Origin of the sequence: Micromonospora sp. NBRC 110038 (assembly GCF_020884815.1) — a bacterium.
Classification (GTDB): domain Bacteria; phylum Actinomycetota; class Actinomycetes; order Mycobacteriales; family Micromonosporaceae; genus Micromonospora; species Micromonospora haikouensis.
The window spans coordinates 286,053-312,559 of record NZ_BBOL01000001.1; the positions used below are offsets into that span (position 1 = coordinate 286,053).

The 26,507-nt window shown below is 71.9% G+C and carries 24 protein-coding genes; 8 read left to right on the forward strand and 16 right to left on the reverse strand.

Features of this window, described 5'->3' with window-relative positions:
* Positions 1 to 318 precede the first annotated feature (318 nt).
* Entirely contained in the window at positions 319 to 1,995 is a 1,677-nt protein-coding gene (locus LPU61_RS01260) for a cellulose binding domain-containing protein (RefSeq protein WP_229403814.1), read from the reverse strand.
* 191 nt (positions 1,996 to 2,186) lie between these two features.
* Here LPU61_RS01260 and LPU61_RS01265 point away from each other — a divergent pair, with 191 nt between their 5' ends.
* Positions 2,187 to 3,788 (forward strand): glycoside hydrolase family 44 protein, encoded by a 1,602-nt coding sequence (locus LPU61_RS01265; RefSeq protein ID WP_229403815.1) that lies wholly within the window; start codon positions 2,187 to 2,189, stop codon positions 3,786 to 3,788.
* A gap of 112 nt (positions 3,789 to 3,900) precedes the next feature.
* Positions 3,901 to 4,998: a hypothetical protein gene (locus LPU61_RS01270; protein WP_229403817.1), complete on the forward strand. Its 1,098-nt coding sequence runs from the start codon at positions 3,901 to 3,903 to the stop codon at positions 4,996 to 4,998.
* Between the two features lie 13 nt (positions 4,999 to 5,011).
* On the opposite strand, the gene LPU61_RS01275 is transcribed toward LPU61_RS01270, so the two are convergent.
* Together LPU61_RS01275 and LPU61_RS01280 are read right to left on the reverse strand one after the other, a co-directional pair.
* Entirely contained in the window at positions 5,012 to 6,172 is a 1,161-nt protein-coding gene (locus LPU61_RS01275) for a HAMP domain-containing sensor histidine kinase (protein ID WP_229403818.1), read from the reverse strand.
* Between the two features lie 38 nt (positions 6,173 to 6,210).
* The gene (locus LPU61_RS01280) at positions 6,211 to 6,870 is read right to left on the reverse strand and encodes a response regulator transcription factor (protein ID WP_229403819.1); all 660 of its coding nucleotides are present in this window, start codon (positions 6,868 to 6,870) and stop codon (positions 6,211 to 6,213) included.
* Positions 6,871 to 7,047: 177 nt separating this feature from the next.
* Between LPU61_RS01280 and LPU61_RS01285 the strand changes: the two genes are divergently transcribed.
* Genes LPU61_RS01285 through LPU61_RS01300 form a run of 4 tightly spaced genes read left to right on the forward strand, consistent with a single transcriptional unit; the run spans position 7,048 to position 10,569 of the window.
* Positions 7,048 to 7,590: a hypothetical protein gene (locus tag LPU61_RS01285; protein WP_144420181.1), complete on the forward strand. Its 543-nt coding sequence runs from the start codon at positions 7,048 to 7,050 to the stop codon at positions 7,588 to 7,590.
* Entirely contained in the window at positions 7,587 to 8,672 is a 1,086-nt protein-coding gene (locus LPU61_RS01290; RefSeq protein ID WP_043962034.1) for a peptidoglycan-binding domain-containing protein, read from the forward strand. The genes LPU61_RS01285 and LPU61_RS01290 overlap by 4 nt, the downstream gene beginning before the upstream one ends.
* A complete protein-coding gene (locus LPU61_RS01295; RefSeq protein ID WP_043962035.1) occupies positions 8,669 to 9,361 on the forward strand; it encodes an ABC transporter ATP-binding protein in 693 nt (230 codons plus the stop codon). Before LPU61_RS01290 ends, LPU61_RS01295 begins: the two co-directional genes overlap by 4 nt.
* Positions 9,358 to 10,569 carry an ABC transporter permease gene (locus tag LPU61_RS01300; protein WP_229403820.1) on the forward strand — a complete coding sequence of 404 codons (1,212 nt, stop codon included), beginning with the start codon at positions 9,358 to 9,360 and terminating at the stop codon, positions 10,567 to 10,569. Before LPU61_RS01295 ends, LPU61_RS01300 begins: the two co-directional genes overlap by 4 nt.
* Before the next feature lie 111 nt (positions 10,570 to 10,680).
* Here LPU61_RS01300 and LPU61_RS01305 read toward each other — a convergent pair whose 3' ends face one another.
* The gene (locus LPU61_RS01305; RefSeq protein WP_043962037.1) at positions 10,681 to 11,127 is read right to left on the reverse strand and encodes a hypothetical protein; all 447 of its coding nucleotides are present in this window, start codon (positions 11,125 to 11,127) and stop codon (positions 10,681 to 10,683) included.
* Between the two features lie 1,018 nt (positions 11,128 to 12,145).
* Between LPU61_RS01305 and LPU61_RS01310 the strand changes: the two genes are divergently transcribed.
* Positions 12,146 to 12,730: a MerR family transcriptional regulator gene (locus tag LPU61_RS01310; protein ID WP_043962038.1), complete on the forward strand. Its 585-nt coding sequence runs from the start codon at positions 12,146 to 12,148 to the stop codon at positions 12,728 to 12,730.
* Positions 12,731 to 12,804: 74 nt separating this feature from the next.
* Here the strand turns inward: LPU61_RS01310 and LPU61_RS01315 are convergent, their stop codons facing one another.
* The 3 genes from LPU61_RS01315 to LPU61_RS01325 form a co-directional block, all read right to left on the reverse strand.
* Positions 12,805 to 13,836, reverse strand: a complete 1,032-nt coding sequence (locus LPU61_RS01315) for a glycoside hydrolase family 11 protein (RefSeq protein ID WP_043962039.1) — start codon at positions 13,834 to 13,836, stop codon at positions 12,805 to 12,807.
* A 404-nt stretch (positions 13,837 to 14,240) separates the two neighbouring features.
* On the reverse strand, positions 14,241 to 14,702 hold the full coding sequence (locus tag LPU61_RS01320) for an S-adenosylmethionine decarboxylase family protein (protein ID WP_043962040.1): 462 nt from the start codon (positions 14,700 to 14,702) through the stop codon (positions 14,241 to 14,243).
* A 37-nt stretch (positions 14,703 to 14,739) separates the two neighbouring features.
* A complete protein-coding gene (locus tag LPU61_RS01325) occupies positions 14,740 to 15,939 on the reverse strand; it encodes a nucleotide disphospho-sugar-binding domain-containing protein (protein WP_229403821.1) in 1,200 nt (399 codons plus the stop codon).
* 229 nt (positions 15,940 to 16,168) lie between these two features.
* Here LPU61_RS01325 and LPU61_RS01330 point away from each other — a divergent pair, with 229 nt between their 5' ends.
* Complete coding sequence (locus tag LPU61_RS01330) at positions 16,169 to 17,122, forward strand: aldo/keto reductase (protein ID WP_229403822.1); 954 nt, start codon at positions 16,169 to 16,171, stop codon at positions 17,120 to 17,122.
* A gap of 126 nt (positions 17,123 to 17,248) precedes the next feature.
* On the opposite strand, the gene LPU61_RS01335 is transcribed toward LPU61_RS01330, so the two are convergent.
* From LPU61_RS01335 to LPU61_RS01375, 9 genes are all read right to left on the reverse strand, one after another.
* Positions 17,249 to 18,430 carry an endonuclease/exonuclease/phosphatase family protein gene (locus LPU61_RS01335; RefSeq protein WP_229403824.1) on the reverse strand — a complete coding sequence of 394 codons (1,182 nt, stop codon included), beginning with the start codon at positions 18,428 to 18,430 and terminating at the stop codon, positions 17,249 to 17,251.
* Positions 18,427 to 19,485, reverse strand: a complete 1,059-nt coding sequence (locus LPU61_RS01340) for a glycosyltransferase family 2 protein (RefSeq protein WP_229403826.1) — start codon at positions 19,483 to 19,485, stop codon at positions 18,427 to 18,429. Before LPU61_RS01340 ends, LPU61_RS01335 begins: the two co-directional genes overlap by 4 nt.
* Before the next feature lie 45 nt (positions 19,486 to 19,530).
* Positions 19,531 to 20,517 (reverse strand): UbiA prenyltransferase family protein, encoded by a 987-nt coding sequence (locus LPU61_RS01345; protein WP_229403828.1) that lies wholly within the window; start codon positions 20,515 to 20,517, stop codon positions 19,531 to 19,533.
* Positions 20,518 to 20,535: 18 nt separating this feature from the next.
* Positions 20,536 to 21,585 (reverse strand): NAD(P)-dependent oxidoreductase, encoded by a 1,050-nt coding sequence (locus LPU61_RS01350; protein ID WP_082106380.1) that lies wholly within the window; start codon positions 21,583 to 21,585, stop codon positions 20,536 to 20,538.
* Positions 21,582 to 22,910, reverse strand: coding sequence for an aspartate aminotransferase family protein (locus LPU61_RS01355; RefSeq protein WP_198956460.1), 1,329 nt, complete (start codon positions 22,908 to 22,910; stop codon positions 21,582 to 21,584). The genes LPU61_RS01350 and LPU61_RS01355 overlap by 4 nt, the downstream gene beginning before the upstream one ends.
* A gap of 200 nt (positions 22,911 to 23,110) precedes the next feature.
* Positions 23,111 to 24,094 carry a lysylphosphatidylglycerol synthase domain-containing protein gene (locus LPU61_RS01360; protein WP_229403830.1) on the reverse strand — a complete coding sequence of 328 codons (984 nt, stop codon included), beginning with the start codon at positions 24,092 to 24,094 and terminating at the stop codon, positions 23,111 to 23,113.
* On the reverse strand, positions 24,094 to 25,101 hold the full coding sequence (locus LPU61_RS01365; protein ID WP_043962045.1) for a glycosyltransferase family 2 protein: 1,008 nt from the start codon (positions 25,099 to 25,101) through the stop codon (positions 24,094 to 24,096). The genes LPU61_RS01360 and LPU61_RS01365 overlap by 1 nt, the downstream gene beginning before the upstream one ends.
* Positions 25,102 to 25,357: 256 nt before the next feature.
* Positions 25,358 to 25,585 carry a hypothetical protein gene (locus tag LPU61_RS01370; RefSeq protein WP_043962046.1) on the reverse strand — a complete coding sequence of 76 codons (228 nt, stop codon included), beginning with the start codon at positions 25,583 to 25,585 and terminating at the stop codon, positions 25,358 to 25,360.
* 40 nt (positions 25,586 to 25,625) lie between these two features.
* A complete protein-coding gene (locus LPU61_RS01375; protein WP_229403831.1) occupies positions 25,626 to 26,336 on the reverse strand; it encodes a BTAD domain-containing putative transcriptional regulator in 711 nt (236 codons plus the stop codon).
* Between the last annotated feature and the right edge of the window lie 171 nt (positions 26,337 to 26,507).

Genomic DNA, 26,507 nt, shown 5'->3' on the forward strand with positions numbered 1-26,507 from the left:
GAGGTCGCGCAGCGTCGCGAAGAGGAGGCCGGCCGACAGGCCCACGAAGGTCAGCACGCGCGCCGCGACGAGGATGTGGCTCCTGAAGAAACGGGCGGCGAGGGTCCCCGTCAGGTAGCTGCCCAGCACGAAGCCACCGGGCACCGCGCGGCCACTCGCGCGCGGCGAGGTCAGCGATGTCCTTTCGGTAGTGGAGTCCACGGAACCGGATCCCGTCCACGTTCTCTCGAAGGCGCGATCCCGCGCCTCGCCCGGGCACCTGCGGCGTGCGAGGAGACCGGCTCGCCGGTCCCCGTCGACCGACGATATCCGGCGTCGTCAGGACCGGCAGGGTGTGCCGTTGAGGGAGAAGCCCGTGGGGACCGCGTTGCTGCCGCTCCACGAACCCTGGAAGCCGAACGAGACGCTCGCGCCGGCCGCGAGCGTGCCGTTCCAACTGGCGTTGCGGATCGTGACGGCGGAGCCGGACTGGGTGTAGGTGGCGCTCCAGAGCGTGGTGATCCGCTGGTCACCCGGGAACGTGAAGGCCAGGCTCCAGCCGTCGACGGCGGCCGTGGCGGTGTTCTTGATCGTGACGTCGGCGACGAATCCGCCGGGCCATTCCGACTGCTTCTGGTAGGTCACGGCGCAGGTGGGGTCGGCTGGTGGAGTGGTCGGGTTGACCCGGACCTCGTTGGTCGCGATCGACACGTTGCCCGCCGCGTCCCGGGCCCGTACGTAGTAGCGGTTGGGCACGGACGGCGCGATCGACAGCTGGTAGCTGGTGCCCGGCACGGTGGCCACCAGCGTCGAGTTGAAGACCCCGTCCCAGCGGTAGACGTTGTAGCCGGTCACCCCGACGTTGTCGGTCGAGGGTGTCCAGTTCAGCTTGGCGGACGTGGTGGTCACGTCGGTGACGGTCAGCGTCCCCGGGGCGCTCGGCGGCACGGTGTCGGGGCCGGTGTCGGTCGCCGGGGTGACGATGGTGAGCGAGTTCGACGACGGCGAACTGTGCCCGCCCGAGTCGCTGGCGTTCACGACGACGAGATACTGCGTGGCCGGCTTGAGGGTGATCGTGGCTGTGGTGACGTTGCCGACCCGGACGGTTTCCCCCAGGTCGTAGAACGCCTGGAAGTATCCGATCGTGTACCCGGTGACGTCGCAGCAGCCGGGCTCGGCCGCCGTCCAGGTCAGGGTGGCCGACGTCGACGTGATCCGGCTGACCGCCAGGTCCCTCGGCGCGGTCGGCGGGAGGTCGGCCGGGGGCGTCGAGCTGGTCGCGTCGACCGTGTTGGACGCGGCCGACAGGTTTCCTGCGGCGTCCCTGGCGCGTACGTAGAACTGGATGTGCGGGCCGGGTCCCGTCGTGGCCGAGGGCGGCAGCTGGTAGGTCGTCGACGTGGCGGTGCCGAGCAGCGTGGAGGTGTACCAGCCGTCGAACTTGTAGACGTGGTAGCCGGTCACGCCGACGTTGTCCGGCGCGGCCGTCCAGTACAGCGTGCCGTTGCGGTTGGTCAGGTTCGTCGGCGAGCCCGGTGGCACGGTGTCCGGGCCGCTGTCGGTGGCCGGAGCCACCACGATGATCTGGTTCGACCAGGGGGAGGTGTGTCCCGTCGAATCCCTGGCCGCCACCCTGATGTTGTACTGGTGGGTCGGCGAGATGTTGAGCGTGGCCGTGGTGACGTTTCCGACCATCGTGGTCGGGATGACGTCGCTGAACGGCTCGGGATACATGATGGTGTAGTTGGTGATGGCGCAGCAGCCGGGAACGGATGCGGTCCAGCTCAGGGTGACGGACGTCGAGGTCACCTGGGTGGCCGTGAGCAGCGCGGGCGGGGCTGGTGGCGCCGGTGTGCTGGCCGGGGTCGGTGGCGGGACGCTGCTGGCCAGCGTCGACACGGTGCCGGCGCCGGCCGCGGGTGTGGTGGCCAGGCCTACGCCCAGCACCGCGACCGGCAGGGCGGCGGCGGCCACGAAGGCGGGCCACAGGCGGCGGAACAGAGAGCCCCCGTACACAGGCTGCTCCTCTCTCGTGGGTGGTGGCGCGAGACGTCCGTCGATTATTTCAATCAGCGGGAATCGATGGCCATCGTATAGATGGACGATAATGTGTATGTGGGTTCGGTCCGTCCCGGGCCGACCGGCGACGGGAGCCTCTGATGGGTGCACGACGACGGCGCAGGCCGCGTCCCGCCACGGCGATCGGTGTGGCCGGATCTCTCGTGGCGGGGCTGCTGACCACCCAGGCCGTCGCCGGCCCGGCGGCGGCTGCCGAGGGGGTCACCCTGGCCGTGGACGTGTCCGCTGCCCGGCACCCGATCAGCCCCGACATCTACGGCATGAACGGCGGTGACCCCGCGCTCGTCGCCGAACTCGGCACGCCGGTGGCCCGCTGGGGCGGCAACGCGAGCAGCCGCTACAACTTCAGGAACCACACCTACAACACGGGCAGTGACTGGTACTTCGAGAACATCGTGGCCGGGCCCGACAACACGGTCGAGGCGTTCGTCCAGCGGAACCGGGACCAGGGGACCAGGCAGGTGGTCGCCGTGCCGTTGATCGGATGGGTGGCGAAGGACTCGCCCTCGTCGCACCCGTTCGCCTGCGGCTTCCCGGCCACCCGCTTCCCGGAGCAGGACTCGTTCGACCAGTGGGACCCCAACTGTGGCAACGGCCGGCACGCCGACACGAACCTGACCGGGGCGGTCCCCACGGACACGTCGATCCCGGCCGGCGCGTCGTTCGCGGGCGAGATGGTGTCCCATCTCGTCGATCGGTTCGGCCCGGCGGCGCGCGGCGGCGTGTCGATCTACGAACTCGACAACGAGCCGGTGTTGTGGAGCTCCACCCACCGCGATGTCCACCCCGAGCCGGTGAGCTACGACGAGCTGGGCGGCAAGGGCACGGCGACCGCCGCGGCCATCAAGGCCGCCGACCCGCGTGCGAAGGTGCTCGGGCCGTCCGGCTGGGGCTACTGCGAATGGGTGGCGTCCGGCGTGGACGGCTGCGCGCCGGGCGCGGACGCGGCGGCGCACGGTGGGCTGAACCTCTCCCAGTGGTACCTGAAGAACATGAAGGACTTCGGCGACGCCCACGGCGGGAAGCGCTTCCTCGACTACTTCGACCAGCACTACTACCCGCAGATCAGCGGCGGCAGGGACCCGGAGGCCAACGCGCTGCGGCTGCGGTCCACCCGGTCGCTGTGGGATCCGACGTACGTGGACGAGTCGTGGATCGGCCCCGGCGGGGTGAACGCCCCGCCGTTGCAGTTCATCCGCCAGATGAAGGCGTGGGTCGCGCAGTACTACCCCGGCACGAAGGTCGCCATCACCGAATACAACTGGGGTGCGCTGGACGACATCAACGGCGCGCTCGCGCAGGCCGACGTGCTCGGCATCTTCGGGCGCGAGGGTCTGGACCTGGCCACCATCTGGGGCGAACCGAAGCCGACCGACCCCGGTGCGTACGCCTTCCGGATGTACCGGAACTACGACGGGGCCGGCAGCAGGTTCGGCGACGTGAGCGTGTCGGCGGTCAGCAGCGACCAGGGGCAGCTCGCGGTCTACGCCGCGCAACGCTCGTGCGACAGGGCGCTCACCGTCATGGTTGTCAACAAGACCGGCGGCGACCTGACGTCCCGGTTGGCGCTCGCCGGGTTCCGCGGCGGGGACAGGGCGCAGCAGTTCACCTACGGCCCGGCCGACCTCACCTCGATCGTCCGGGGTGAGGACCTCCGGGTGACCCGTGGCGGCGTCAGCGCGACCTACCCGGCGAACTCCGTGACGCTGCTCGTCCTGCCGCAGCGCTGACGCTGGGCGCGGGCTCTCGCGACGACACCTGTTCGCCACCTTCGTATGTCACCCTGGGCGCCCACGAGCCGGGCCGGCACCGGCCACCCCCGATCCGCCCACGGGAGGCAGCATGGCCAGACGCGTCTTCCTGCACATCGGCGCCCCGAAGACGGGCAGCACCTTCGTGCAGCACGTGCTCTGGCGCAACAGGCGGGCCCTGAAGCGGGCCGGCATCCTGCTGCCGGCCAGCGCCCGGGCGCAGGACGCGGCCATGACCGACCTGCGCCAGGTGCCCTGGCGCGACGCCGACCTGCGCTGGACCTGGGACCGGCTGGCCGCGAAGGCCCGCGACTGGCCCGGCGACGTGATCATCAGCAACGAGGGGCTGGGCGGGGCGAGCAGCGCGCAGGCGGCCCGGGCCGTGGAGAGCCTGCGGCCCGCCGAGGTGCACGTCGTGGTGGCGGGACGTGACCTGTGGCGTACCCTCCCGTCGACCTGGCAGCAGAGCATCCGGGCCCGTAGCGGCTGGCGCTTCGGCGCCTTCCTCGGCGCGGTGGAACGCGGCGAGTTCGAGACGTTCTGGGAGAACTACACCGCGAACCGGATGCTGCGTCGCTGGGGCGACCTGGTGCCCGCCGAGCGGCGCCACCTGGTGACCGTCCCGCCTCCCGGGGCCCCGTACGACACCCTGTGGCACCGGTTCGCGGGGATCATGGGCATCCCCGACGACCTGTGCGAACTGGAGGCACCCACCTCGAACCCCTCGTTGGGTGCGGCCGAGGCCGAGGTGCTGCGCCGGGTCAACCTCGCGCTGGGCGACCGCTACCCGCTCCGCAGGCCGTACCAGGAGGTCGTCCAGCGCCACCTGGTCGACTCCGTGCTGCGCCAGCGCGAGGACGGGCTGAAGTTCGGTGTCGGCCTGGACCGGGCCGGATGGGTGGCCGACCTGGCGGAGCAGCAGATCAAGGAGCTGCGGGACTATCCGTGCCGGGTCGTGGGCGACCTGGCGGAGCTCCGGCCGACCAGCATGAAGAACAGCCGCAGCCCCGACGAACTCGACGACGGGCAGGTCCTGGCCACGGCGATCGAGACGATCGTCGCCATGCTGGAGCAGGCCGAGGCGCTCAGCAGTCGCGCGGACCGCCGGTACGAGGAGATCCTGGCGCGGGTCAGGACCCGGGTCGACGGCGGCGTACGCCGCAGGCTCCGTCGTGCCGGCCGGCGGTAACGGATCGGCCGGCTCAGCTGCGCGCCGACCTGTCCGGGTGGGCCCTGTCCGACGCGGTCGACGCGCCGACGTACCGTTTGGTCCGTGGCTGGGTCGGAGCGGATCCCGGCACGTCGAACAGGACGACGAGTCCACCCGCGGGCCGCGGCTGGGCCCGCACGGAACCGCGGTGGGCCCGCGCGATCGAGGCGACGATCGACAGCCCCAGCCCCACCCCGTGATCCGCGCTGTCCCGGCCCCGGCGTAGCTGCCGGAACGGTTCGAACAGCGCCGCGGACTGGTCGACCGGTACGACCGGCCCGGTGTTGTCGACCCTGAGCACGGGGCCGGGGGAACCGACCCGTACCCAGACCTGCCCTCCCGGGTGGTTGTACTTGATCGCGTTGTCCACCAGGTTGATCACCAGGCGCTCCAGCAGCACCCGGTCGCCGTTGACGACCTGCGGGGTCAGGTCGGCGTGGATGCGCAGGCCGTTCTGGCTGGCGCGGGTACGTTGCGCGTCGATCACCCCGGCAGCCACCTCGTCGAGCCGCACGGGAGTGCGGTGGTCCAGCCCGCGGTCGCTGCGCGCCAGCACCAACAACCCCTCGATGAGGGACTCGATCCGGATGTTCATCGCGAGCAGGCGTGAGCACAGGCCCCGCATGTCCGGGTCGGTGCTTTTGCGGGCCAACGCCACCTCGACCAGGGTGCGCTGCGCGGCCAGTGGGGTGCGTAGCTCGTGCGAGGCGTTGGCGACGAACCGCCGCTGGCTGTCGAACGAGGCGGACAGCCGGTCGAGCATCTCGTCGAAGGTGTCGGCGAGGTCGGTCAGCTCGTCGCGGTGTCCCCGCATCCGGATGCGCTCGTGCAGGTTCTCCGCGCTGAACTGGCGCGCCGCCTCGGCCATCACCCGCACCGGCCGCAGCATGCGGCTGGCGACGATCCAGCCCACCAGCAGGGCGAGCAGCAGGGTGATGGCGAGCGTCACGCCGGACTGCACCAGCAGCGTGTTGAGGACGTCGATCCGGTATTCGGTCGCTGTCTCGACGTTGAGCGGTCGCACCAACGACGTCGGGTTCGGGCCTGCGGTGTCGATCCGTCCGGTGACGACCGGAGGCAGCGCCGCCCGGAACAGGACGTAGTTGATCGTCAGTAGGACGACGGCGCTGAGGAGGAAGATCCCCCCGCACATGAGGACCAGGTGGCCTTTGACCGACAGGCGACGCAGGACTAGCCGCCCAATCGGTAACCCACTCCGGACAACGTCTCGATCACCGCCGGGCTGCCCAGCTTCTTGCGCAAGGTCATCATTGTCACTCGAACCGCGTTCGTGAACGGATCGATGTGTTCGTCCCATGCCTTCTCCAACAGTTCCTCGGCGCTGACCGCGGTGCCTTCGGCCCGCATCAGGACTTCCAGTACGGCAAATTCCTTTCGGGACAGCGGGATGAATCGTCCGTCCCGGAGCACCTGGTGCCGGGGGACGTCGAGCTCGATGCCGGCGCGGCGCAGCACCGGCGGCAGCGCCGGCCTGGCACGCCGGCCGAGGGCCTGGACCCGGGCGACGAGTTCGGCGAGGGCGAACGGCTTGGTCAGGTAGTCGTCGGCGCCGATGTTGAGCCCGTACACCCGTTCGTCCAGGCCGATCGAGGCGGTCAGCATGATCACTCTGGCCTCGCCACCGGCCGTGACGATCGCCCGACAGACGTCGTCGCCGTGCACCACAGGAAGGTCGCGATCGAGGACGACGACGTCGTAGCGGTTGATGCTGATCAGCTCCAGCGCGGTCGCGCCGTCCGCGCACAGGTCCACCGCCATGGCCTGCTGGCGTAGTCCCTCGGCCGTCGCCTCAGCCAGTACCGCCTCGTCCTCCACGATCAGCACGCGCATTGAGATCCCTTCTCGTAGAAACTCGCTCCAGTGTGCACCGCTCGATTCTAAGTTCGAGATAAGAAGTGCCGCTTACGCCGCCGATATCAGCTCGCTGGTACACCTGTTGGTAACAATGACATCTTCCTGAGCTGGAGATGATCCTGATCGGGAGAGGACCCGGAAAAGAGGAACGCCATGAGTCGTGAGTGGTTGACGCCCATTCTGCTGGTGACGCTGCTGGCCACCGGCTGTTCCGCCAAGGTCGGCGGTAGGGAGGTCGCGTCGGTGTCCGGTGTCTCCCAGGCGCCGCAGGAGGCGAACCAGGACGAGTTCCGGCGGTGCATGAGGGATCAGGGAGTCGATCTCGACGCGAACGGCGACAGCAGCGAGTTGGGCGGCGGCTCGGGGCACGACTCGGGCAAGGTCGACTCCACCAAACCCCCCGGCCAGCAGCAGCGGGAACTCGCCGCGCTGGAGCAGTGCCGCCAGCACCTGCCCAACGGCGGCAATCCGAAGCCGCTCAGCGAGGAGGAGTTGGAGCAGGCCCGGGCGCTGGCCAGGTGCATGCGCGCCGACGGGTTCGACTATCCGGACCCCGATCCGCACTCCGGTGGCGGCTCCGGATCGCTGGCCATCCCGCCGGGCATCGACATCGACAATCCGACCGTCCTGGCCAAGCTGCGTGAGTGCCGGCAGGAGGCGGGCTATCTGCCGGCCACGCCGGGTGCCGGATCGTGAGCGCGGCGACCGCCGACCGCAGCGGCGGGCCGGTGCGGATCCGGCGCGAGCGGCGACGCCGCTGGCTGCTGGGGGGCGTCGTGGCCATGGCCGTGCTCACCACCGGCGGCGCCACGGCGTACAGCCGGCTCCAGCACGTCTCCGCCGAGCCGGCGCGGAAGGCCACGCCCCGGCGTACCGCGACGGTCGTCCGGACCGACCTGGTCGAGCGGATCGTGGTCGACGGCACCGTCGGGTACGGGCGGAGCAGCCCGGTGACCGGCCGCCGGGCCGGCACGATCACCTGGCTGCCCAGCCCCGGCGCGCTGGTCGGGCGGGGGGAACGGCTCTACTCGGTGGACGCCGACCCGGTCCCGCTGCTGGTCGGGGACACGCCGATGTACCGGGACATCGGCGACGGGGTGTCCTCCGGGCCCGACGTCCTGGTCCTGGAGCGCAACCTCGACGCGCTCGGCTACGACGTCGGCACGGTGGACGGCACGTTCCGGTCGGGCACCCGGCGGGCGCTCGGCAGGTGGCAGCGGAAGCTCGGCCTGCCGGAGACCGGGAGACTCGCCCTCGGCGACGTCGTGGTGCTCCCCGCCGAGGTGCGGGTCGACAGGGTGACCGGGCAGCTCGGTGGCTCGGCCCAGGGTGAGGTGCTCGACGTGACCGGTGTCGGGCGGCTGGTCACGGCGGGGCTGGCGGGGGCGCAGCGCCGGTTCGCGCGCCCCGACGCGGAGGTCCGCCTCGACCTGGCCGACGGACGGTCCACGACCGGCACGGTCAGGTCGGTCGCCGCCGGCGCCGACGAGGAGGACCGCTCCGCGCTCACGGTGACGATCGACTTCACCGACTCCGCGCTGGCCACCAAGGTGGACGCCGGTCCGGTCACCGTCCGGTTCGACGGCGCGAGGCGGGCGGCTGCGCTCGCCCTGCCGATCGAGGCCCTCGTGGCGTTGCGCGAGGGGGGCTACGGGATCGAGGCGGCCGAGGGCGAGCAGCGTTACCACGCGGTCGAGCTGGGCCTGTTCGCCGACGGCATGGTCGAGGTCTCCGGCGACGGGGTCGCCGAGGGACTGACGGTGGTGGTCGCGGGATGACCGCCGTGCTGGAGTTGGAGAACGCCTCCAGGACCTATCCGGGCGGCGTCCACGCGCTGCGGGCGGCGAACCTCCGTGTGCACGCGGGCGAGATGATCGCCGTCGTCGGGCCGTCCGGTTCCGGCAAGTCGACCATGTTGCACCTGATGGGCACCCTCGACCGGGCCACGGCCGGGACGGTGTCGGTCAACGGCCACCGGGTCGACCGGCTGACCGACCGTCGGCTCTCCGCGTTGCGGGCCTCGTGGATCGGGTTCGTCTTCCAGTCGTTCCACCTGACCGACGGGTTGAGCGCCCGGGAGAATCTGGTCACGGCGCAGCTCTACCGGGGTGTCCCCGCCCGGCTGCGGCGCGCCCGCGCGGACGAGGCCCTCGCCCGGGTCGGGCTCGCGCACCGGGCCGACCACCTGCCGACCGAGCTGTCCGGCGGGGAACGGCAACGGGTCGCGATCGCCCGGGCAGTGGTGAACCGTCCCAGCATCGTGCTGGCCGACGAGCCCACCGGCAACCTCGACTCCCGGGTGGGCGCGGAGGTGCTCGGCCTGCTCCGGGAGCTCAACGCCGAAGGCACCACGATCGTGGTGATCACGCACGATCTCGGCATCGCCGGCCGGTTCCCCCGCCGGGTCGAGATGCTCGACGGGCAGATCCGCGCCGACGTGACCCGGCCGGGCACGGTGACCGGATGACCGTACGACTCCCACCGCCCGCCCGGCTGTCGGTGCCCGACCTGCTCGGGCTCGCCACCGTCGGCATCCGGGCCCGCCCGGCGCGCACGGTGCTGGCGGCCCTCGGGATCGCCATCGGCATCGCCGCCCTGATCGCGGTGCTCGGGATCCCGGCGTCCAACCAGGCGGCGGTACGGGCGGGCCTGGCCGCGCTCGGGCCGAACCTGCTCACCGTCACGCCCGGCCAGAACCTGGTCACCGGGGAACGGGCGCAGCTTCCCGCGGAGTCGGTGCCGATGATCCAACGCATCGAACCGGTGCAGTCGGCCTCCGCCATCGGCTACACCGCGGCCAGGGTGCGGCGGACCAACCTGGTTCCGGAGGGCGAGACCAACGGCCTCGCGGTCGCCGCCGCCCGACTCGACCTGCCGGCCGTGCTGAGGTCGACGATGCGCGCCGGGGTGTTCCTCGACCGGGTCACCGAGCAGTACCCGGCCGTGGTGCTGGGCGCGCGGGCCAGCGAGCTGCTGGGCATCGAGCCGCACCCGGGGGACCTGGCCCCGCCGGTCTGGATCAACGACCGCTGGTACGTGACCGTCGGGGTGCTCGACCGGCTCCCGCTCGCTCCGGAGATCGACAACTCGGTCCTGGTCGGCTGGCCGGCGGCGCAGCGCTACCTCGGCTTCGACGGGCGTCCCCAGGCGATCTTCGTCCGGGTGGACGACGAGGCTGTCGACGACGTGCGGGCGGTCCTCGGGCGTACGGCGAACCCGCAGCGGCCCGAGGAGGTGCTCGTCTCCCGCCCGTCCGACGCGCTGGCCGCGCAACGGCTGGTCGAGCAGGCGTACTCCTCGTTGTTCCTGGGGCTCGGCGCGGTCGCCCTGCTGGTCGGCGGGATCGGGGTGGCCAACACGATGATCATTTCGGTGCTCGAACGCCGCCGGGAGATCGGGCTGCGCCGGGCGCTCGGTGCCAGCCGCGGGCACGTCGCCAGTCAGTTCCTGGCCGAATCCGTGCTGCTCACCGGCATCGGCGGCGCGCTGGGGATCCTGCTCGGCGCGGCGGTCACCGCCGGCTACGCCGTCGTCGAGCGGTGGCCGGCCGTCCTGCCGCCGACGGCCCTGCTCGGTGGGCTCGCGGTGGCGGTCGGCACCGGCGTGCTGGCGGGTGTCTACCCGGCGGTCCGGGCCGCCCGGCTCGCGCCGACCGAGGCGCTGAGCACGAACTGACCGCCGGCCCCGGCCGCTGGGCGGTGGCGGGCCGGCTCGACGCGGGTACGGGTGCGGCCCCCCGGGGAGAACCGGGGGGCCGCGCCTGCTGTCGGTCGAGCGGGTTCGGGATCAGCCGATGGTCTGGAACCGGAACGCGGTCGCCGGCCCGTACGCGCCGCAGTCGACGCGGCTCACCCAGGAGCCGACCCCGACGTAGGGGCCGTCGACCCAGCCCCAGGCCGAGCAGTACACGCCGAAGCTGACCGCTCCCGAGTACACGGTGTAGTAGGCCTCGACGTAGTTGGGCGGGTAGTAGTACACGTTGTAGCTGTAGGACGCCGCCGGCCCGAACACCGAGTCCTTGCCGAGCACCTTGGCCCCGGACGGCACGGCGGTCGGCGCGGCGGCCGAACCGACCGCGGCCTCGGTGCTGGTGGTGGGCGCCGTCTTGGGACCGGCCTGGGCGGGCGCGGCCACCGCGGTGGCCGCGAAGATCATCGCTACCGCCAGCGTCAGCTGGAGCAGAAGAGTGCGGATGCTCTGGCCGTCGCGCCGGAGCTTGGTCGGAACGTTCATCCTGGGACCTCCATGGAGCCCTCGTGGGGGACGGACACCGACAAGCATCGGCAGCAACCGGCGAGGCTCAAATAAATGGAAGCGATCCTTTCCACGACATGGGGCAAGGTGAATGTGTAGGCGATTCTCTGCTCAGCCGATCATCCTCCGGGGATGGTCCGAAGGGTTGGTCTGCTTCTCCTTTCAACCCATCGACCGACAACTGTTCGGTGGGTGGCTGGTGGTGTATCCAATTCGACGAGCGGATTCAATGGGGGTGAATTCTCGGACGCCGGGGCGGAGTTGGCGACGGCGGCAGGGGCGGCTGGATTCCCGGTTGGCGCAGGCGGCCGGGCGACGCACAAATTGCTCGGCGTGGATAATCGGCCCGCCGGGGTTGACGCCGCCTGGTTAATCGTTGGGGCGTGGGAATTCGACGGCGCGCACGCTGGGCCGGCTGCGTACGGCGGGTCTCTCCTGCCAGGTGCCATGGCTCGGTGCCGGCTTCGTCCGTCTGGCCGGAGGCTGTCGCGGCTCGGGCCGGGTGTGTCCGCGTGTGACCACAGAAGTGGCATTGCGTCGCAGAACCTCTTTAGGCCCGCGAAGCGCCACCAGGTATGCATCACGAACATCCCGGTCGGGGTGGCGCGGAGTGACGCGTTGTGCTCGGCCCGGGTGCCTTACGGGTATCGTCGGCTCGGCCGGTTGGCGGCATGCGTCCATGCGTAGGCCGACGCGCGCGACGAACGCCTGTCGAACCCTTTATGTTTTGCTTATAGCGGCGCTGCCACAATCACGGTCCGGGGGATGGGGAATGTCGTCCGACGGGCTCCGGCGTAAGCCACTCGGTGTGGGTCCGGCGGGATGTCCGGACCTCTCCGTCGGCATCGGTGGGTCCGTGCGGACGACCGGTGATCCGTCGATCTCTCGGACCTGATGCCGCAGTTCGGAAGAAAGTGGGCGGGCCGAGGCTCACCGGCCGGCCGTCACCTGGATGCCGGGCTGTTGCGGCAACGAGTGGAGGCAGGGGATTATATTGATGACCATTGATCAACTTGCGGCCGAGGTCTGGCTCACCCCACGGACCATCCGCTCCTACCACACCCGTGGGCTGCTTCAGCCGCCGAACCGGATCGGCAGGACGCCCTACTACGACCTTCCCCACCTCAACCGGATGCGGACCGTGGCGCTCCTGCAGGGGCGGGGCCTCTCCCTGGAGACGATCTGCGCCCTGCTCGACCCGGACGGGGTGATCGGCAAGTTCATCCTGCCGGAGCGGACGATCGACCAGGTGCTGCGCGCCGACCCGAGCCTGGCCCGCCCGTTGATCGACAGCGGAGTCCTCCTGCCGCGCCCGGACGGCGCGTTCGGCGTCCGGGGCGCCCGTGCGGTGCTGGCCGCGAGAGTCGCGAGCCGGCCGGATGCCCCGCTGACCGAGGTGCTGCACGTTCTCGCCGGCTCGGTGACCGCGATCGCGCCGCTCGCCGACGAACTGCTCAGCCGGGTGGGTGCCGAGTTGCTCCGCCTGGTGCCCGGCGGCGTCTCCCACCGGGAGGAGCTGCTCGACCTCGTCGTCGAGGCGCTGCGGGTCGGGCTGCAGACCAGGGCCACGCCGACCGGGTGAGCGTGCCGCGTACGGCGACGGGTGGCGCGCCGGCTCGGCCGGCACGCCACCCGCTCGGTTCGTCCGGGCCGGGGTCAGCCGGTCCGGCAGGTGACCGTCGGCCAGTTCCAGTTGCCGTTGGCCATGATCGTGATGCCGAAGTTGTTGCCGTTGCCGTTCGGCCTGGCGGTGACGGTGCCGGTGGTGCCGCTGACCGAGGCGTTCCAGCTGTTCTGGATGCTCTGGCCCCCGCCGAGGCCGAGGGTGACCACCCAGTTGTTGGTGCCGCTGACCGCCACGTTCAGGTTGAACCGGTCACCCCACTGCTCGGCGGGCGACAGCACCGCGGTGCAGTTGCCGCCCGCGGGCGGGGTGGTCGGGCCGCTGGTCGGACCGGTGGTGGGGTTGCTCCCGCCGCCCTCCCAGACGGTGACGTCGGAGCTGCCGCTGCTCTGGTAGCCCTCGGTGGCCATGATCTGGTAGCTGTGGTTGGTGCCGAGGTTCAGGCCGGCGCGGGCCCAGGCGTCGAAGTGGTTGGCGACCGTGATGGTGCCGCTGCTGCGCTTGTTCTGGCGGACGCTCCAGTACTGGTAGAACGTCTGGTTGCCGTCGATCGACGGGGCGTTGACCCGCAGGCTGCGCAAGATGTCGTAGGTGCCGCCGTCGGTGGTCACCGTGCCCAGCCTGGTGGCGCCGCTGCTCGGGTTGTAGCTACCGAAGTTCTCCACCACGTAGTACTCGATGAGCGGGTTGCGGGTCCAGCCGTACAGGGCGAGGTAGGTGTTGTTGTTGCCCGGGTTGTAGTTGCCCGAGTAGCTGACCGTCCGTCGGGTGCCGGTGGCCCAGCCCTTGCCGCCGACCCAGTTGTTGGTGCTCCTGTCCCAGCTGCTGCTGTAGCGGCCGTCGGCGCGCAGCGTCATGCTGGCGTTGCCGCTGTCCTTCCAGAACGAGAAGTAGTAGCCGTTGTGCGTGCCGGTGAGGTTGGAGGTGAGCGTCCGGTCGGCCTCGGCGTACGCGTTGGGCGAGGCGATGAACGTGCCGGTGACGGCCAGCGCTGCGGCGCACGCGGCGCCGAGGAGCAGCCGCAGTCGGCTGCCCCTTCGCGGTCTGGTCGAGGTGTGGTTCATTAGCGTGTTCCTCCTCGTGACAGCTGGTGGTGGCCAGCGCCGCGGTGCGACCCGGCGGGCTGTCGGCGGCCAGGCGCGGCAGCCGGTCGTTCGGCGTCCTACCACACGGTGGGCGGGCGGTCCTCGGGTGCGACCGGGACGGGGTCGCGGGGGGTGACATCGACAGCATTGAGAACCGTCGATGACGAACGTAAGACGCCGAATTTGGGTCTGTCAACGATTTTCCGAAATATTCCCGAAACTTGTTCCTCCCGGGGCGCGGGCCGAGGGCGGCCTCCGGCGGGCCGGCCGTGGCGCCTGCGGATCGCGTTCCGCATGGTCATGCGCCCTCGCGGGGCGGGCAGGGGTGATCCGGATCCGGATCCTCGAAACTTCCGGAACCACCCCGCGCCGCGCGCCGCCCGTCAGGCACCCACCGCCGCGAGCCGCTGGCTGCGCCACAGCCGGGCCGCCGGCCCGAGCGCACGGGGCCAGTTCTCACCCCGGCGGGTCAGGGACCGCTCGCTGATCTCGAACCCGCCGACCAGCCCGGCCAGCTCGTCGAGCACGTCGGCCTCGCGGAACGGCTTGCAGGAGAAGATGTTCACGAACACCTCCCGCAGCCCCGGATAGGTGTGGATGGCGGCGTGCGACTCGGCGAGGATCACCACGGCCGACTTGCCGGCCTGGTGCGGCGGGCCGTCCTCGCTGGCCACCAGCGGCCCGGCGATCACGGTCATGCCGATGCGGGCGACGAGGTCGCGCATGAAGGTGTGCAGGGCCTCACCGTCGTCCAGGGCGCGGGTGTCGGTGACCGCGGACAGCCGCAGGGTCAGCTCGTCGCCGTAGTGGTCGTCGATCGGATGGTCACCAGGGTGCCCGGTCATCGGTCGTTCTCCTTGTCGGTCGGACGTCGGTGCGGAATCAGCCGGCGCGGGACAACAGCCGGACCGGGTCGGCGGTCAGTTCCTGCATGATCGAGACGACGCGGGCCGGACCGGTCGACGGCGCGGCGGCCCGGCCGGGGCGGGACGGCCGGACGCTGCCGGCGCGGTCGACGAGTTCCCGGAGCCGCTCCGGACGCCAGTCGTCGTCCCCGCAGTTGGCGGCCAGCCCTTGGCGGGCCAGCATGTCGGCGAAGTACTCGCGTTCCGGGTCCCCGCCGGGGAAGACCAGCAGCGGCACGCCGGCGTGCACCGCGCTGGCGAGCGTGCCCCGGCCGCCGTGGCAGAGCAGGGCCCTGGCCCGCCCGAGCAGGTTGCGCAGCGGCAGCAGCGGCCACGCCTGCACGTTGCCCTGCGGCGACACCCGGGGCGGGGCCGTGCCGGTGCTGCCCGAGGCGATCAGCACGTCGACGTCCGAGCCCTCGAACGCCGCTAGGCAGTGCTCGTAGTACCAGTCGGCGTCGAACGGCGGCCCGCTGGTGTAGGCCAGCAGCCCGCGCTGCCCCGGCCGGGGCCAGTCCGCCGGCCCGGTGACGAGGTGCCGGTCCAGGGACGCGGCGGTGAGCTGGCCGACGTACTCGCCGGTGCTGTGCCGCGCGACCAGCGGGTCCATCTCGGGGGCCAGCGGGTAGACCAGGCGGGTGCTCCAGGTGAAGAGCACCTCCGACAGGGACTGGGGCTCCGGTGCCCGGCTGCGGCTCAGCGCCGGCCGGAACGCGGCCAGCGCCCGGGTTTCCACCGGCGCCCAGCCGTCACTGCCCCGCCCGAAGAGGCGGTGGTCCGGCCAGGTGACCGGGGTGACCACGGGGATGCCGGCGAGCGACCCGGCGACCACCGTGGTCAGGTCGTAGTCGTGGAACAGCACCTGCACCCGGCGGGCGCGGAACTCCCGCAACTGCGCGGCCAGGACGGTCTCCACCAGGTCGGGGTCGGCGTACGCGGACCGGGACAGCAGGTCGTCCAGGCGCAGGGCGGTCGCCGCGTCGGGGTACGGCGCGGTCTCCGGCCCGGGGATCGGCACCGCCGGCACGCCCAGCCGGTCCAGCAGGGGCCGGAAGTGTGGGCTGGCGAACAGCACCGGCGTGTGCCCCGCGAGGCGAACCGCCTCGTACACGGAGAGCACGGTGGAGACCGAGCCGAGGCCGTACGACCACACGCCGGGAACCAGGCCGACCCGCATGGTGTCATCCTCCTTCCGGGCACCGCACCGCTGTGGCCGGTGCCCTGCGGCGACTGTAGGAAGCCGGCAACCGCGGCAACAAGGTGGCGACGTCCGCCGTCGGCACAGATGCGCCCTGGGTGCCATCTACCCTGCGCCGAAGGTCGTAGATATCGATCAGCAGCGGGCCTGCGGAGGGTTGCCGTCCCTATCCTGGGCGCGACGGACCGTCACACTCTGGGAGGGACTCATGAGGCAACGCGAGTTGTCCGGCGGCGCGGGGATCCAGGTCAGCCAGCTCTGCCTCGGCGCGATGGCGTTCGGCACCGAAGTGGACGAGGAGACCTCGTTCGCGATCCTGGACCACTTCGTCGAGGCGGGCGGCACCACCATCGACACCGCCAACTGCTACTCGTTCTGGGTCCCCGGCGGGGTCGGCGGCGAGAGCGAGACGGTGCTCGGCCGGTGGCTGTCCCGCCGGGGCGGCCGGGACGGCCTGGTGCTGGCGTCGAAGGTGGGCTCCGGGCCCGGCGCGCACGGCGGGGCCGAGGGGCTCGCCCCGGAGGTGATCCGCACCCAGCTGGCCGGCTCGCTCCAGCGGCTCGGCGTGGACCACCTGGACCTGTACTACTCGCACCGGGAGGACCGCGACACCCCCGACGAGCAGACCCTGGCGACGTTCCACGAGGCGGTGACCGAGGGGAAGGTGCGGACGCTGGGGGCCAGCAACCACGCCGCCTGGCGGCTGGCCGAGACCCGGGCGCTGGCCGAGGCGAAGGGCTGGACGCCGTACACGGCGGTGCAGCAGCGCTACTCGTACCTGCTGCCCCGCCCGGCGACGGCGCTGCCCGAGGGCGGGCACGTGCACGCCAGCGACGAGCTGCTGGACCTCGTCCGCAGCCGGGGGCTGACCATGTTCGCGTACAGCACCCTGCTGTGGGGCTCGTACACCCGGTCGGACAAGCCGCTGCCGGAGCACTACCAGCACCCGGGCACCGAGCGGCGGCTCCAGGCGCTGCGCGAGGTGGCGGACGAGCTGGGCGTCACGGTGAACCAGGTGGTGCTGAGCTGGCTGATCGGCGGGGAGCCGGCGATCGTACCCATCGTCGGGGTCAGTTCGGTGGCCCAGCTCGACGAGGCCCTCGCCGCGGTCGACCTGGACCTCCCGACCGAGCTGCGCAAGCGCCTCGACGAGGCCTGCTGAACCGGACCCGCGTCGGCGACCGGGCAGGGGAATCCCTGCCCGGTCGCCGTCTGTCCACGCAGAAACCCCGTCCCGCTCCCCGGGCGGGGGAGCGGGACGGGGCCGGCCGGTGGCCGCGCGAGCCGGTCAGCCGGTGCCGGTGAGGGAGACGGTGAACCGCTGTCCGAGATGGTCGGAGAGGCCCTGCGGACCGACCATCCGGTAGTCGTGGGACTGCATCGGGCCGGACACGAACGCCCAGTCCAGCCGCCACCACGGCTTGCTGTCCGGCCAGGACGCCGGGTAGAGAAGGCCGCTGGAGGTGGCCACGTCGGTCATCCCACCGGCGAGGTCGTGCAGTTCGCCCATCGCCGAGGTGGCGTTGAAGTCACCGGCGACGAGCTGCCCGTTCCGGTTGCCCGCCAGGTCGGCCCGCAGTGCCCAGTAGTGGGCCTGCCGGCGGTCCTCCTGGGCCCGCATGAACTCGGTGAACTCGGGGTCGGTGGGGTCCATCGAGATGTCGAGCTGCACCGGCACGTGCACGTTGTAGACGGAGAGCACCCGGCCGTCGACGAGCAGGTCGGTGCGGAGCACCTTGTGCCGGTAGTAGTCGCCGAAGTCCGAGTCCGCCGGCACCCCGTGTCGCACCGGGTCGCTCAGGTACGGTAGCCCGTCCAGGGCCCGCGAGGCCACGATCGGGTAGCGGGACATGGTGAGCAGCTCCCCGACGGCCACCACCTGGTAGTCGGGGAAGAGCCGGCGCAGCTCGGCGACGTGGTCCACCCGGACCGGCCGGTGCCGGTCCAGGTCCCAGCCGACGTACTCCTGGAGGAGGTAGACGTCGGCCTGCTGGGCGGCCAGGTAGTCGTGGAAGCGCTGCGGGTCGGACCCGTCGTACCAGTACTCGGTGTTCCAGGAGAACACCCGGACCGCGCCGGGCGGGGCCGGGGTGGGCCCGCCGGACAGCGCGGCCGGGTTCAGGCCGGACACGTCGAAGCCGATGACCAGGCAGCACAGCGCGGCGACGGCGAGCCGAGCGCGCGCCGGCCGGGCCAGCGGGGCGAGGGCCAGCAGCAGCAGCGGCACCGCGACGAAGACCAGCGGCGGCATCAGCTCGACGGGACGCCACCACCAGTGCCCACCGGTGAGGAGCAGGAACGTCAGGAGGAACACCGCCCAGCAGGCGGTGAGCGCGGCGAGCCAGCGGGCCCGGCGCGGCCACCCCGGCTTGACCGCGGCGTGGCGTTGTGGTGCGGCGGGGGTGGTGACCCCGGGGGTCCCCGGCGCGGCGGTGGCCGCGCCGGGGACGGGGTCGAGCAGGAGGCTCATGCCGTGGTCCCGACCATCGTCGGGGACGACGGGGTGCGGGCGGCCGACCAGTCGGCGTCGTAGAGCCGGCGGAAGTCGCGGGACACCAGCCACTGCAGGGCGCCGACCGCGATGCCGGCGGCGATCGCCACGTTGGTGCCGAAGGCGACGGCGGTGAACACGGCCAGGAACGGCAGGCCCTTGCGGCGGCGCACGTGCCGGTACATCTCCGCGTCCGCCGACAGCGAGATGCCGAACAAGGTGGCGGTGAGCAGCAGCCAGGCGGGGTGCAGCACGGCCAGCGGCAGGCTGGCGAGCACGCCGAGGGCGGCCACGGTGCCGAAGGAGCGGGCCGGGCTCTCGAAGCCCTTGGCGAAGCGCCGCCGCCGGGCGAACAACGGCACCCGCAGCCGGGCCCGGCGGTAGAGCTTGTGCAGCAGCGGCCACAGCTCGTCGTCGTCGTCGTGCCAGCCGCGGACCCGGTCGGTGACCATGATCTGGTGGCGGGCCGACATCCGCTCGCCGTAGTCGACCTCCTCGGTTTGTCGCAGCCGGGGATTGAACGGGCCGACCTCCTCGAAGACCCGGCGGGGGATCGCGGTCAGCGACGAGAACAGGAAGCTGACCTCGCCGAGGGACGCCATCCGCCAGCAGTACGCCTGGAGCACCCGGCACTCCTCGACGACGCTGTCGCGGATCAGCGGGTCCTCCTCGTAGATGCCGCACACCGCGCCGTACTCGGGGTGGGCGGCCAGCTCGGCGACCGCCAGCTGCACCGCGTCCGGGCGCAGCGCCACGTCGGAGTCGACGAAGAAGAGGATCTCGCCGCGGGCCGCCGCGGCGCCGGTGTTGCGGGCGACGGCCACCCCGCTGTTGCGCGGGGTCTGGAGCACCGTCACCGGCCGCTGGCGGGCCTTGGCGAGCGAGTCGTCGGTGCTGTGGTCGTCGACCACGATCACCTCGATCGGCTGGTAGGTCTGCCCCAGCGCGGCGTCGATGCACTTGCCGATGGAGTTGCCGTAGTTGTAGTTCGGGATGATCACCGAGACCAGCGGGTTCGCGGTCGGGGTCGTCATGGGGCTGTCTCCTCAGGAGGGGGTGGGTGAGGTGGGTCGGGATCGTCAGTGGGCGAGGGCGAGCAGGGCCGGGTGTTGGGTGACGAGCAGGACGCCGCCGATCAGCACGCCCCACAGCAGGGCGTTGACCAGCATCGCCCGGTCCTTCAGCAGCACCCGGGTGGGTTCGCCGCCGTCGCCGTCGACGACCACCACCTGGAGGTAGCGGGCCACCGCGAAGAGCGCGAACGGGGTCGAGCCGACCAGCGCCAGCGCCTGGTACGGGGTGGGGATGGTGGCCTGCACGTGGCCGAGGAACCCGCTGATCGCGACCGCGGCGCAGAGCACGATCAGCAGGTCCAGGTACTGGACCGAGTAGCCGGCCAGCGAGGGCCGGTGGGCGCTGCCACCGACGGCCATCTCGTGCCGCCGCTTGCCGAGGATGAGCAGCAGGCAGAGGGAGAAGACGGCGATCAGCAGCCAGCTCGACACGGCGACCCCGGCGGCCAGGTAGCCCTGCACCACCCGGAGCAGGAAGCCACCGGCCACCACGAGCACGTCCAGCAGCGGCAGGTGCTTGAGCCCCCTGCTGTAGGCGACGTTCAGCGTCAGGTAGGCCGCCAGCGGCCACCACGGGAACGCCGGTCCGAACGCCACCGCCGCGACCAGCGCGGTGGCGAGCAGGGCGCCGAAGGCGTACGCGGTGGGCACGCTCACCCGGCCGGAGGCGATCGGCCGGTTGCGTTTGGTGGGATGCGCCCGGTCGCGGTGCCGGTCGTAGACGTCGTTCCAGACGTAGACCAGCGCGGAGACCAGGGTGAACAGCAGCACCGCCCAGCTCACCCGGCCGAGGACACCCAGGCCGAGCCGGGGGGTGTCGATCAGCACCAGCGGCACCACCAGCAGGTTCTTCGCCCACTGGTGCGGCCGGATCAGGGTGATCAGGTCACGCACCAGGTTGCGGTCGGTGGCGCGGGAGCCGGTGGACAGGGCGGCCGTGGGGGAGACCGGGGCGGGCCGGTCGAGGGTCGGCGGGTCGACGAGGACAGTCACGGTTACCTCCGGTGCCGATCAGAAGATGGCCTTGGCCAGGCCGAGGGCGCCCTGCTTCCAGGGGTCCCGGCTGGTCCGGCCGGACGAGGTCGGTGCGGCGGTGCGGTTGTTGGCCCGCCACCAGTCGTAGGTGCGCAGGATGGCGTCGCGGTTGGACAGTCGGGGCGTCCAGCCCAGCACGTCGCGGGCCTTGTCGACGCTGACGTAGGAGTCGGCCCGCAGCTTGTGGATGAGGCGTCCGTAGACCGGGGAGAGCTTCAGCCGCTGCAGCAGCTCCAGCGCGGCGACGGCGGGGCGCACCGGCACCGAGACGACGCGCTTGCCGTGGCCGGCGGCGTCCAGCACCGCCTGGAAGTCCTCCCGCAGGGTGGCGAACTGGTCGGCGGCGATGTTGAACGTGTCGTTGGCGACGTCGTCCGGTGCGTGCAGCACGGTGCGTACCGCGTCGACCAGGTCGTCGATCGCCAGCATCTGGATCCGCACGTCGCCCTTGCCGAGCACCGGGAAGTTGCGGCCCTCCTCGGCCCACTCGAAGAGCATCGAGAACAGCCCCATCCGGCCCGGCCCGAGGAACGTCTTGGGCCGCAGCATCGGCAGGACCATGCCGGCCGCGCGGTACCGCTCGGCGACCTCCTCCGCGCCGGCCTTGGCCCGGCTGTACGGGTCGACCGGCTCGCGCGGGTACTCCTCGGTGGTGGGCACCACGTTCGGCAGGCCGTACACGGCGGTCGAGGAGACGTGCACCACCCGGGCCGTGCCGGCGCGGGCGGCGGCGTCCAGCACCGTCTCCGTGCCGCCCACGATGATCGAGCGGATCTCGTCCTCGGGGTAGCTGGGCAGGGCGGCGGCGGTGTGCACGAGGGCGTCCGCGCCGGCCAGGGCGGCACCGACCCTGGCCCGGTCCCGCACGTCGGCGACCGTGTACTCGACGCCCCGCACCGGCTCGATCGGGTCGCGCACGTCCAGGCCGCGCACCCGCCAGCCGTCGGCGGCCAGCGCCCGCACCAGGTGCCCGCCCAGCATTCCGCTGCCGCCGGTCACCACCACCGTCTTTGCGTTCTGATTCACCACAGCGACGACACCTTCTCCTTGACGAAACGGGTGACCAGCCGGGGCAGGCCCTGGGCGAGGGTCTGGTCCAGGCGGTCGAGGAAGTGCTCCACCTCGGCCGTGCCGGTCACCAGCGACGGGCCGACCACCAGTGGGTTCTTGCCGTTGAGCGTGTAGTACGTGTAGATGTCGTGGTCCCGGTAGAGGGCGCTGATGACCGCGCAGGTGACGAGCTTCGTGCCGAACTGCGGGTCCTTGGCCAGGCCGCTGGGCGCCAGCTTGGTGACCAGGTCCAGCACGCGCGGCGCGTCGAGGAACACCCCCCACAGGGCGCCCGCGCCGCGGACCTCGGCGACCGCGTCCGGGTGCTCCTTGGCGATCCGGGCCAACCCGGGACCCAGGATCCGCTCGATGTCGCGGGCCCGGGCGGGGAAGTCCTCCTCCACCGCCACGTTGATCGCCTCGATCGCGGTGGCCGTCTCCTCGCCGAAGCCGTAGTAGGTGGTGCTGGTGCTCTGCAGCAGCGCGTCGTTGAAGCTCTCGTACGCCTTGTGGAAGATCGGCCGCCGGGCCACGTACGCGGAGATCGAGGACTTGCCGCCGCCGAAGGACTTCGACGTGGTCACCACGTCCGGGATCAGCCCCGGGTAGCGCATGAAGTAGAACATCGTGCCGGTCTTGCCCCAGCCGGTGTAGATCTCGTCGAAGATGAGCACGATGTCCTCGCGGGTGCACAACTCACGCAGCCCGCGCAGGAACTCCTCCGAGCACCAGCGCATGGTCGAGGCGCTGAAGGGTTCGATGAGGATCGCGTACACGTCGCACTTGCCCCGGCGGTCCCGGGTCGCGTCGACGGCCGCCTGGACCGCGGCCAGGTCGTCGTACGGGAAGCTCACCACGCCCGGGATGCCGGGGAAGGTGAAGTGGTTCTGCGAGCTGCCGGTGAGGCTGCCCGAGCCGAGCAGCTTGCCGTGGAAGCTGATGTCGCTGCGCATGATCGTGTTGCGCTTGCCGCCGTGGTACTTGTAGGCGAGCTTGACCGCGCCCTCCACCGCCTCGGCGCCCGAGTTCGGCAGGAACGACATGTCGAGGTCGCCGGGGAACACGGCGGCCAGGTTGTGCGACAGGGCGGCCAGGTACGGCGAGAAGTAGGTCTTGTGCACCTCCATCCGCCGCTGCTGCTGGAAGCGCTGCCGGGCGGCCAGGATCCGGGGGTGGTTGTGCCCGTGGTTGAGCACCCCGACGCCGCCGGTGAAGTCGAGGATCCGCCGGCCGTCCCGGGTGTGGATCCAGGGGCCCTCGGCGTGGTCGACCAGCTCCCGGCCGAAGCCGAACGAGGTCATCAGGCTGACCTGGCTCTTGTTGACGTGCTTGCGGTAGAGGTCCTGCACCTCGGCGACGGAGAGCTGCTCCGCGTCGTCGATGGTCAGTAGCTCGGTCATGAGGGGTCCTTTCCTCAGCGGGGTTTCACGGAGGTGGTGGTGGGGCGGGGGTGGTGGTGGGGCAGTGGTGGTGGAGTCGGGGTGGTTGCGCCCGGTGGGGGTCAGCCGGGGGTCGGGGTGAGCCGGGCGTCCGCCCCGGCGGGTGGGGTGGCGGCGCGGCCCCTTGCGGCGAGCCGGTCCGAGACCGCGACCGTGAGCAGCGCCAGGCCCGCCGTGAGCACCTCGGCGAGGGTGCTGAGCACCCGGCTGGCCACCGCCGCGGTGACCGCCGCCGGCAGGGGCAGGACGGTGGACAGGGCCGCGACGACCAGCACCTCCCGCACGCCGGCGCCGTCCGGCACGAAGATGGCGAACGTGCCGGCGGTGGTGGCCAGGGCGAACGCGCCGACCGCCGCCGCCAGGGCGGTGCGAGCGTCCGCGCCGAGCAGCACCGCGACGACCCACAGGTGCACCCCCGAGAGCACCCAGGACAGGGTCTGCCACCCGATCGAGCGTCGGACCTCGGCGGGCCGGTGCAGCGGTGCCGGCTGGGGCCGGCGGGCGACCCGGGCGGCCAGCCGGACCAGGGTGTCGAGCAGCCCGGGCCGGACGGCCAGCACCACCAGCAGGGCCACCGGCAGGAGCAGCCAGGCCAGCCCGGCGCCGGTGCCGAGCACGGCCGGGGCCACCAGGAGCCCCACCGCGCCGCCGGTCAGCAGCACCACGACCAGGTTCACCAGGTAGGTGCCGGCCATCCGGCCCCGGCTGACCCCGGCGGCGTCGCCGAGCCGGAGCTGGGCCAGCAGGCCCCACAGCCGGCCCGGGACGAACTTGCCGAGGAACCCGACGAAGAACATCCGTACGCCGGTGCGGGACGGCACCTCCGCACCCACCGAGGCCAGCGTCAGCGTCCAGGCCCGCATGCCGCAGAGCAGGCCGGCCCCGGTGACCAGCAGCGCGGCCAGCAGCCATCCGGCGGTGTCCGGCCGCAGCAGCCGGCCCAGCGTCGACCACTCCTGCCCGCGCAGGGCCACCGCGACGCCGCCGAGCACCGCGACCACGAAGACCGCCGTGAGCGCCGTGCGCCACACGCGCCGCCGGCCCATCACCGACCCGCCGCGAGGGGCAGGGGGCGGGGGCTGCCGGTGCCGCGCAGCCGGGCGACCAGGCCGGCCGCCGCGCCGACCACGATGGCGAGCTGGGCCACCAGGTGTACGCCGACGAACCAGGCCAGGAAGGCCGTGCCGCGCTCGCGCCGGACGAACGGCAGCAGCCCCGGGTCGGCGAGCAGGAAGAGCCCGAAGCAGGCCAGCGGCACGGCGAGCAGCGCCGGGTGCAGCAGCCCCAGTGGCAGGGTGGCCAGCACCAGCGGGGCGGCCAGCACGCCGAGGGCGGGATTGACCGCGACGCTGCCGGCGCGCATGCGGTGCGCCCCGGCGAACGCCGCCAGCGGCAGCGACCGGCGGTACTGCTCGCGCAGCATGTCCCCGAACCGGGCGCAGTCGTCGTGCCGGCCGACCACGGTGTCGGTGAGCCTGATGCCGGTGACCCGGGCGAGCCGTTCGCTGTACTCGACGTCCTCGGCGTCGCGCAGCTCCTCGTGGAACGGGCCCGCGGCGAGGAACGCGGACCGCCGCACCGCGGCCAGCGCGAAGATCGCCGTGTTGACCCGGCCCACGCTGCGCCGCCGCCACCAGTGCGCGTGCAGCACCTTGTAGTGCTCGATCGGCCCGTCGTCGTAGAGCGGCTGGGTGTCGTAGGTGCCGTGCACGCAGCCGCAGGTCGGGTCGGCGGCGAGCACCGCCAGGGCGTTGGCGATCGCGTCGGCGCGCAGCGCCACGTCGGAGTCGACGAAGAAGAGGATGTCGCCGGTGGCCGCCCGTGCGCCGATGTTGCGGGCCGCCGACACGCCCCGGTTGCCTCCGCCGTCGACCACCCGGCACGGGTACCGGGCCGCGATGTCGCGGGACCGGTCGGTGGAGCCGTCGTCGACGACGATGACCTCGTACGGCCGGTGGGTCTGCGCGAACACGGCGTCCAGGCACGCACCGAGCGTCTTCTCGTAGTTGTAGTTCGGTATGACGACCGAAACTCTCTGCCCATCAGCGGCCATTCGGCCTCTCCCCCTCACTCCCGACGCCGTGGTCGACGTCGATGAATACCGGTGCCAACGACGTTAGGGACGTCGATTCCTCCGGCCAAGGTGGCGCATCCTCATTCGGGTGGGATTTCCTCAAAGGTGGAAGGTGCATCTACGACCATCAGCGCATGGGCTTTCTCGGCAGTGGGAAATCGGCAGAGAAAAAGGGCGCCCCGCACGTCTGGCACGACGTGCGGAACGCCCTCGGACAGGGACGGTGTGGCTGGTCTCAGTTGCGGTGCGCGGTGTACAGCAGGATCGGGGGGCAGTCGTCGGCCACCGCCAGCAGGTTTCGCCGGACGCGGTGCAGGGCCTGCCGGAACCGGCTGCCCAGCGAGCTGCGGGCGGGCGGCGCCGGGTCCGTCACCGGCGGGCCGGCCGAGAGCCGGTCACCGGCGGCCCGGGGCGGTGCGGACGGGATCGGGGCCGGGTGCTCCAGCGGGATCGTGATGGTCATGCTGCTCCCTCCATGGGTGTGCGGTCGGTCCTTGCAGGGGTCACACCTGCGCCAGCCGGCTCTGGGCGAGCTCGTCCCAGCGCAGCGCCGCCGCCGTGATGCCGAGCTGGCGGTGGCAGTCGGCCAGGACGGTGAAGGCCGCCGGGTCGTACGGGTCCACCTCCAACGCCCGGCGGTTCCAGCGGATCGCGGCCCACCAGTCCCCGGACTCCAGGGCCAGGTCACTGAGGAGCCGCAGGGCGTGCAGGGCGCGGACGCGGCACCACTCCCGCTCGGCCACCGCCCACTCCGCGTCCTGCGTGGGCAGCAGGTCGCCCCGGTAGACCTCCACCGCGCGCCGCAGGTGCCCGGCGGCCAGCAACCGGTCGCCGGCGGCGACCGCGGCGGTGGCGGCGGCGATCCGGCGTTCGAAGGTGGCCACGTCGATCCGGAGCTGGTCGGCCTCGAGCAGGTAGCCGCCGTCCACCGAGGCGATCCGCACCGCGGCGTGCCGCTCGCCCGCTGGGCAGAGGGCGCGCCGGGCCCCGTGCACCGCGGCCTTCACCGAGGTGGCACCCGCCGACGGGGGCAGGTGCGGCCACAGCGCCGAGCGGAGGGTGTCCCGGCTGACCGGTCGGCCCCGGTGCAGCAGCAGGTATTGCACGAGCGCCTGGGACTTGCCGGCCCGCCAGTTGGTGACGGTGCGACCGTCGATGGTGATCCGGAATCCGCCGAGCAGTTCGGCGCTCGACGTGACTGCGATGTCTGACATAGTGTTCCACCACGCTCTGTCGTTCACGGGCTGTGGGTGCCCTGCCGACCGTAAATTGCCTGCGCGGTGGAGGCCAAGGTGGCGCTATCAATGTGGCGACGGAAGTGGCGTTAGGTGGTAGGTGCCCTGCTACCTACGTCGTAGGCGTAAGTGAGTGACTCGGGTGAACCG

What these genes read in the sequence shown, in the direction of transcription:
- LPU61_RS01270 (WP_229403817.1), top strand. Translation starts at nt 3,901, where the DNA reads ATGGCCAGACGCGTCTTCCTGCACATCGGCGCCCCGAAGACGGGCAGC.
- LPU61_RS01275 (WP_229403818.1), bottom strand. Translation starts at nt 6,172, where the DNA reads ATGTGCGGGGGGATCTTCCTCCTCAGCGCCGTCGTCCTACTGACGATC.
- LPU61_RS01280 (WP_229403819.1), bottom strand. Translation starts at nt 6,870, where the DNA reads ATGCGCGTGCTGATCGTGGAGGACGAGGCGGTACTGGCTGAGGCGACG.
- LPU61_RS01285 (WP_144420181.1), top strand. Translation starts at nt 7,048, where the DNA reads ATGAGTCGTGAGTGGTTGACGCCCATTCTGCTGGTGACGCTGCTGGCC.
- LPU61_RS01295 (WP_043962035.1), top strand. Translation starts at nt 8,669, where the DNA reads ATGACCGCCGTGCTGGAGTTGGAGAACGCCTCCAGGACCTATCCGGGC.
- LPU61_RS01300 (WP_229403820.1), top strand. Translation starts at nt 9,358, where the DNA reads ATGACCGTACGACTCCCACCGCCCGCCCGGCTGTCGGTGCCCGACCTG.
- LPU61_RS01305 (WP_043962037.1), bottom strand. Translation starts at nt 11,127, where the DNA reads ATGAACGTTCCGACCAAGCTCCGGCGCGACGGCCAGAGCATCCGCACT.
- LPU61_RS01310 (WP_043962038.1), top strand. Translation starts at nt 12,146, where the DNA reads ATGACCATTGATCAACTTGCGGCCGAGGTCTGGCTCACCCCACGGACC.
- LPU61_RS01315 (WP_043962039.1), bottom strand. Translation starts at nt 13,836, where the DNA reads ATGAACCACACCTCGACCAGACCGCGAAGGGGCAGCCGACTGCGGCTG.
- LPU61_RS01320 (WP_043962040.1), bottom strand. Translation starts at nt 14,702, where the DNA reads ATGACCGGGCACCCTGGTGACCATCCGATCGACGACCACTACGGCGAC.
- LPU61_RS01325 (WP_229403821.1), bottom strand. Translation starts at nt 15,939, where the DNA reads ATGCGGGTCGGCCTGGTTCCCGGCGTGTGGTCGTACGGCCTCGGCTCG.
- LPU61_RS01330 (WP_229403822.1), top strand. Translation starts at nt 16,169, where the DNA reads ATGAGGCAACGCGAGTTGTCCGGCGGCGCGGGGATCCAGGTCAGCCAG.
- LPU61_RS01335 (WP_229403824.1), bottom strand. Translation starts at nt 18,430, where the DNA reads ATGAGCCTCCTGCTCGACCCCGTCCCCGGCGCGGCCACCGCCGCGCCG.
- LPU61_RS01340 (WP_229403826.1), bottom strand. Translation starts at nt 19,485, where the DNA reads ATGACGACCCCGACCGCGAACCCGCTGGTCTCGGTGATCATCCCGAAC.
- LPU61_RS01355 (WP_198956460.1), bottom strand. Translation starts at nt 22,910, where the DNA reads ATGACCTCGTTCGGCTTCGGCCGGGAGCTGGTCGACCACGCCGAGGGC.
- LPU61_RS01360 (WP_229403830.1), bottom strand. Translation starts at nt 24,094, where the DNA reads ATGGGCCGGCGGCGCGTGTGGCGCACGGCGCTCACGGCGGTCTTCGTG.
- LPU61_RS01365 (WP_043962045.1), bottom strand. Translation starts at nt 25,101, where the DNA reads ATGGCCGCTGATGGGCAGAGAGTTTCGGTCGTCATACCGAACTACAAC.
- LPU61_RS01370 (WP_043962046.1), bottom strand. Translation starts at nt 25,585, where the DNA reads ATGACCATCACGATCCCGCTGGAGCACCCGGCCCCGATCCCGTCCGCA.
- LPU61_RS01375 (WP_229403831.1), bottom strand. Translation starts at nt 26,336, where the DNA reads ATGTCAGACATCGCAGTCACGTCGAGCGCCGAACTGCTCGGCGGATTC.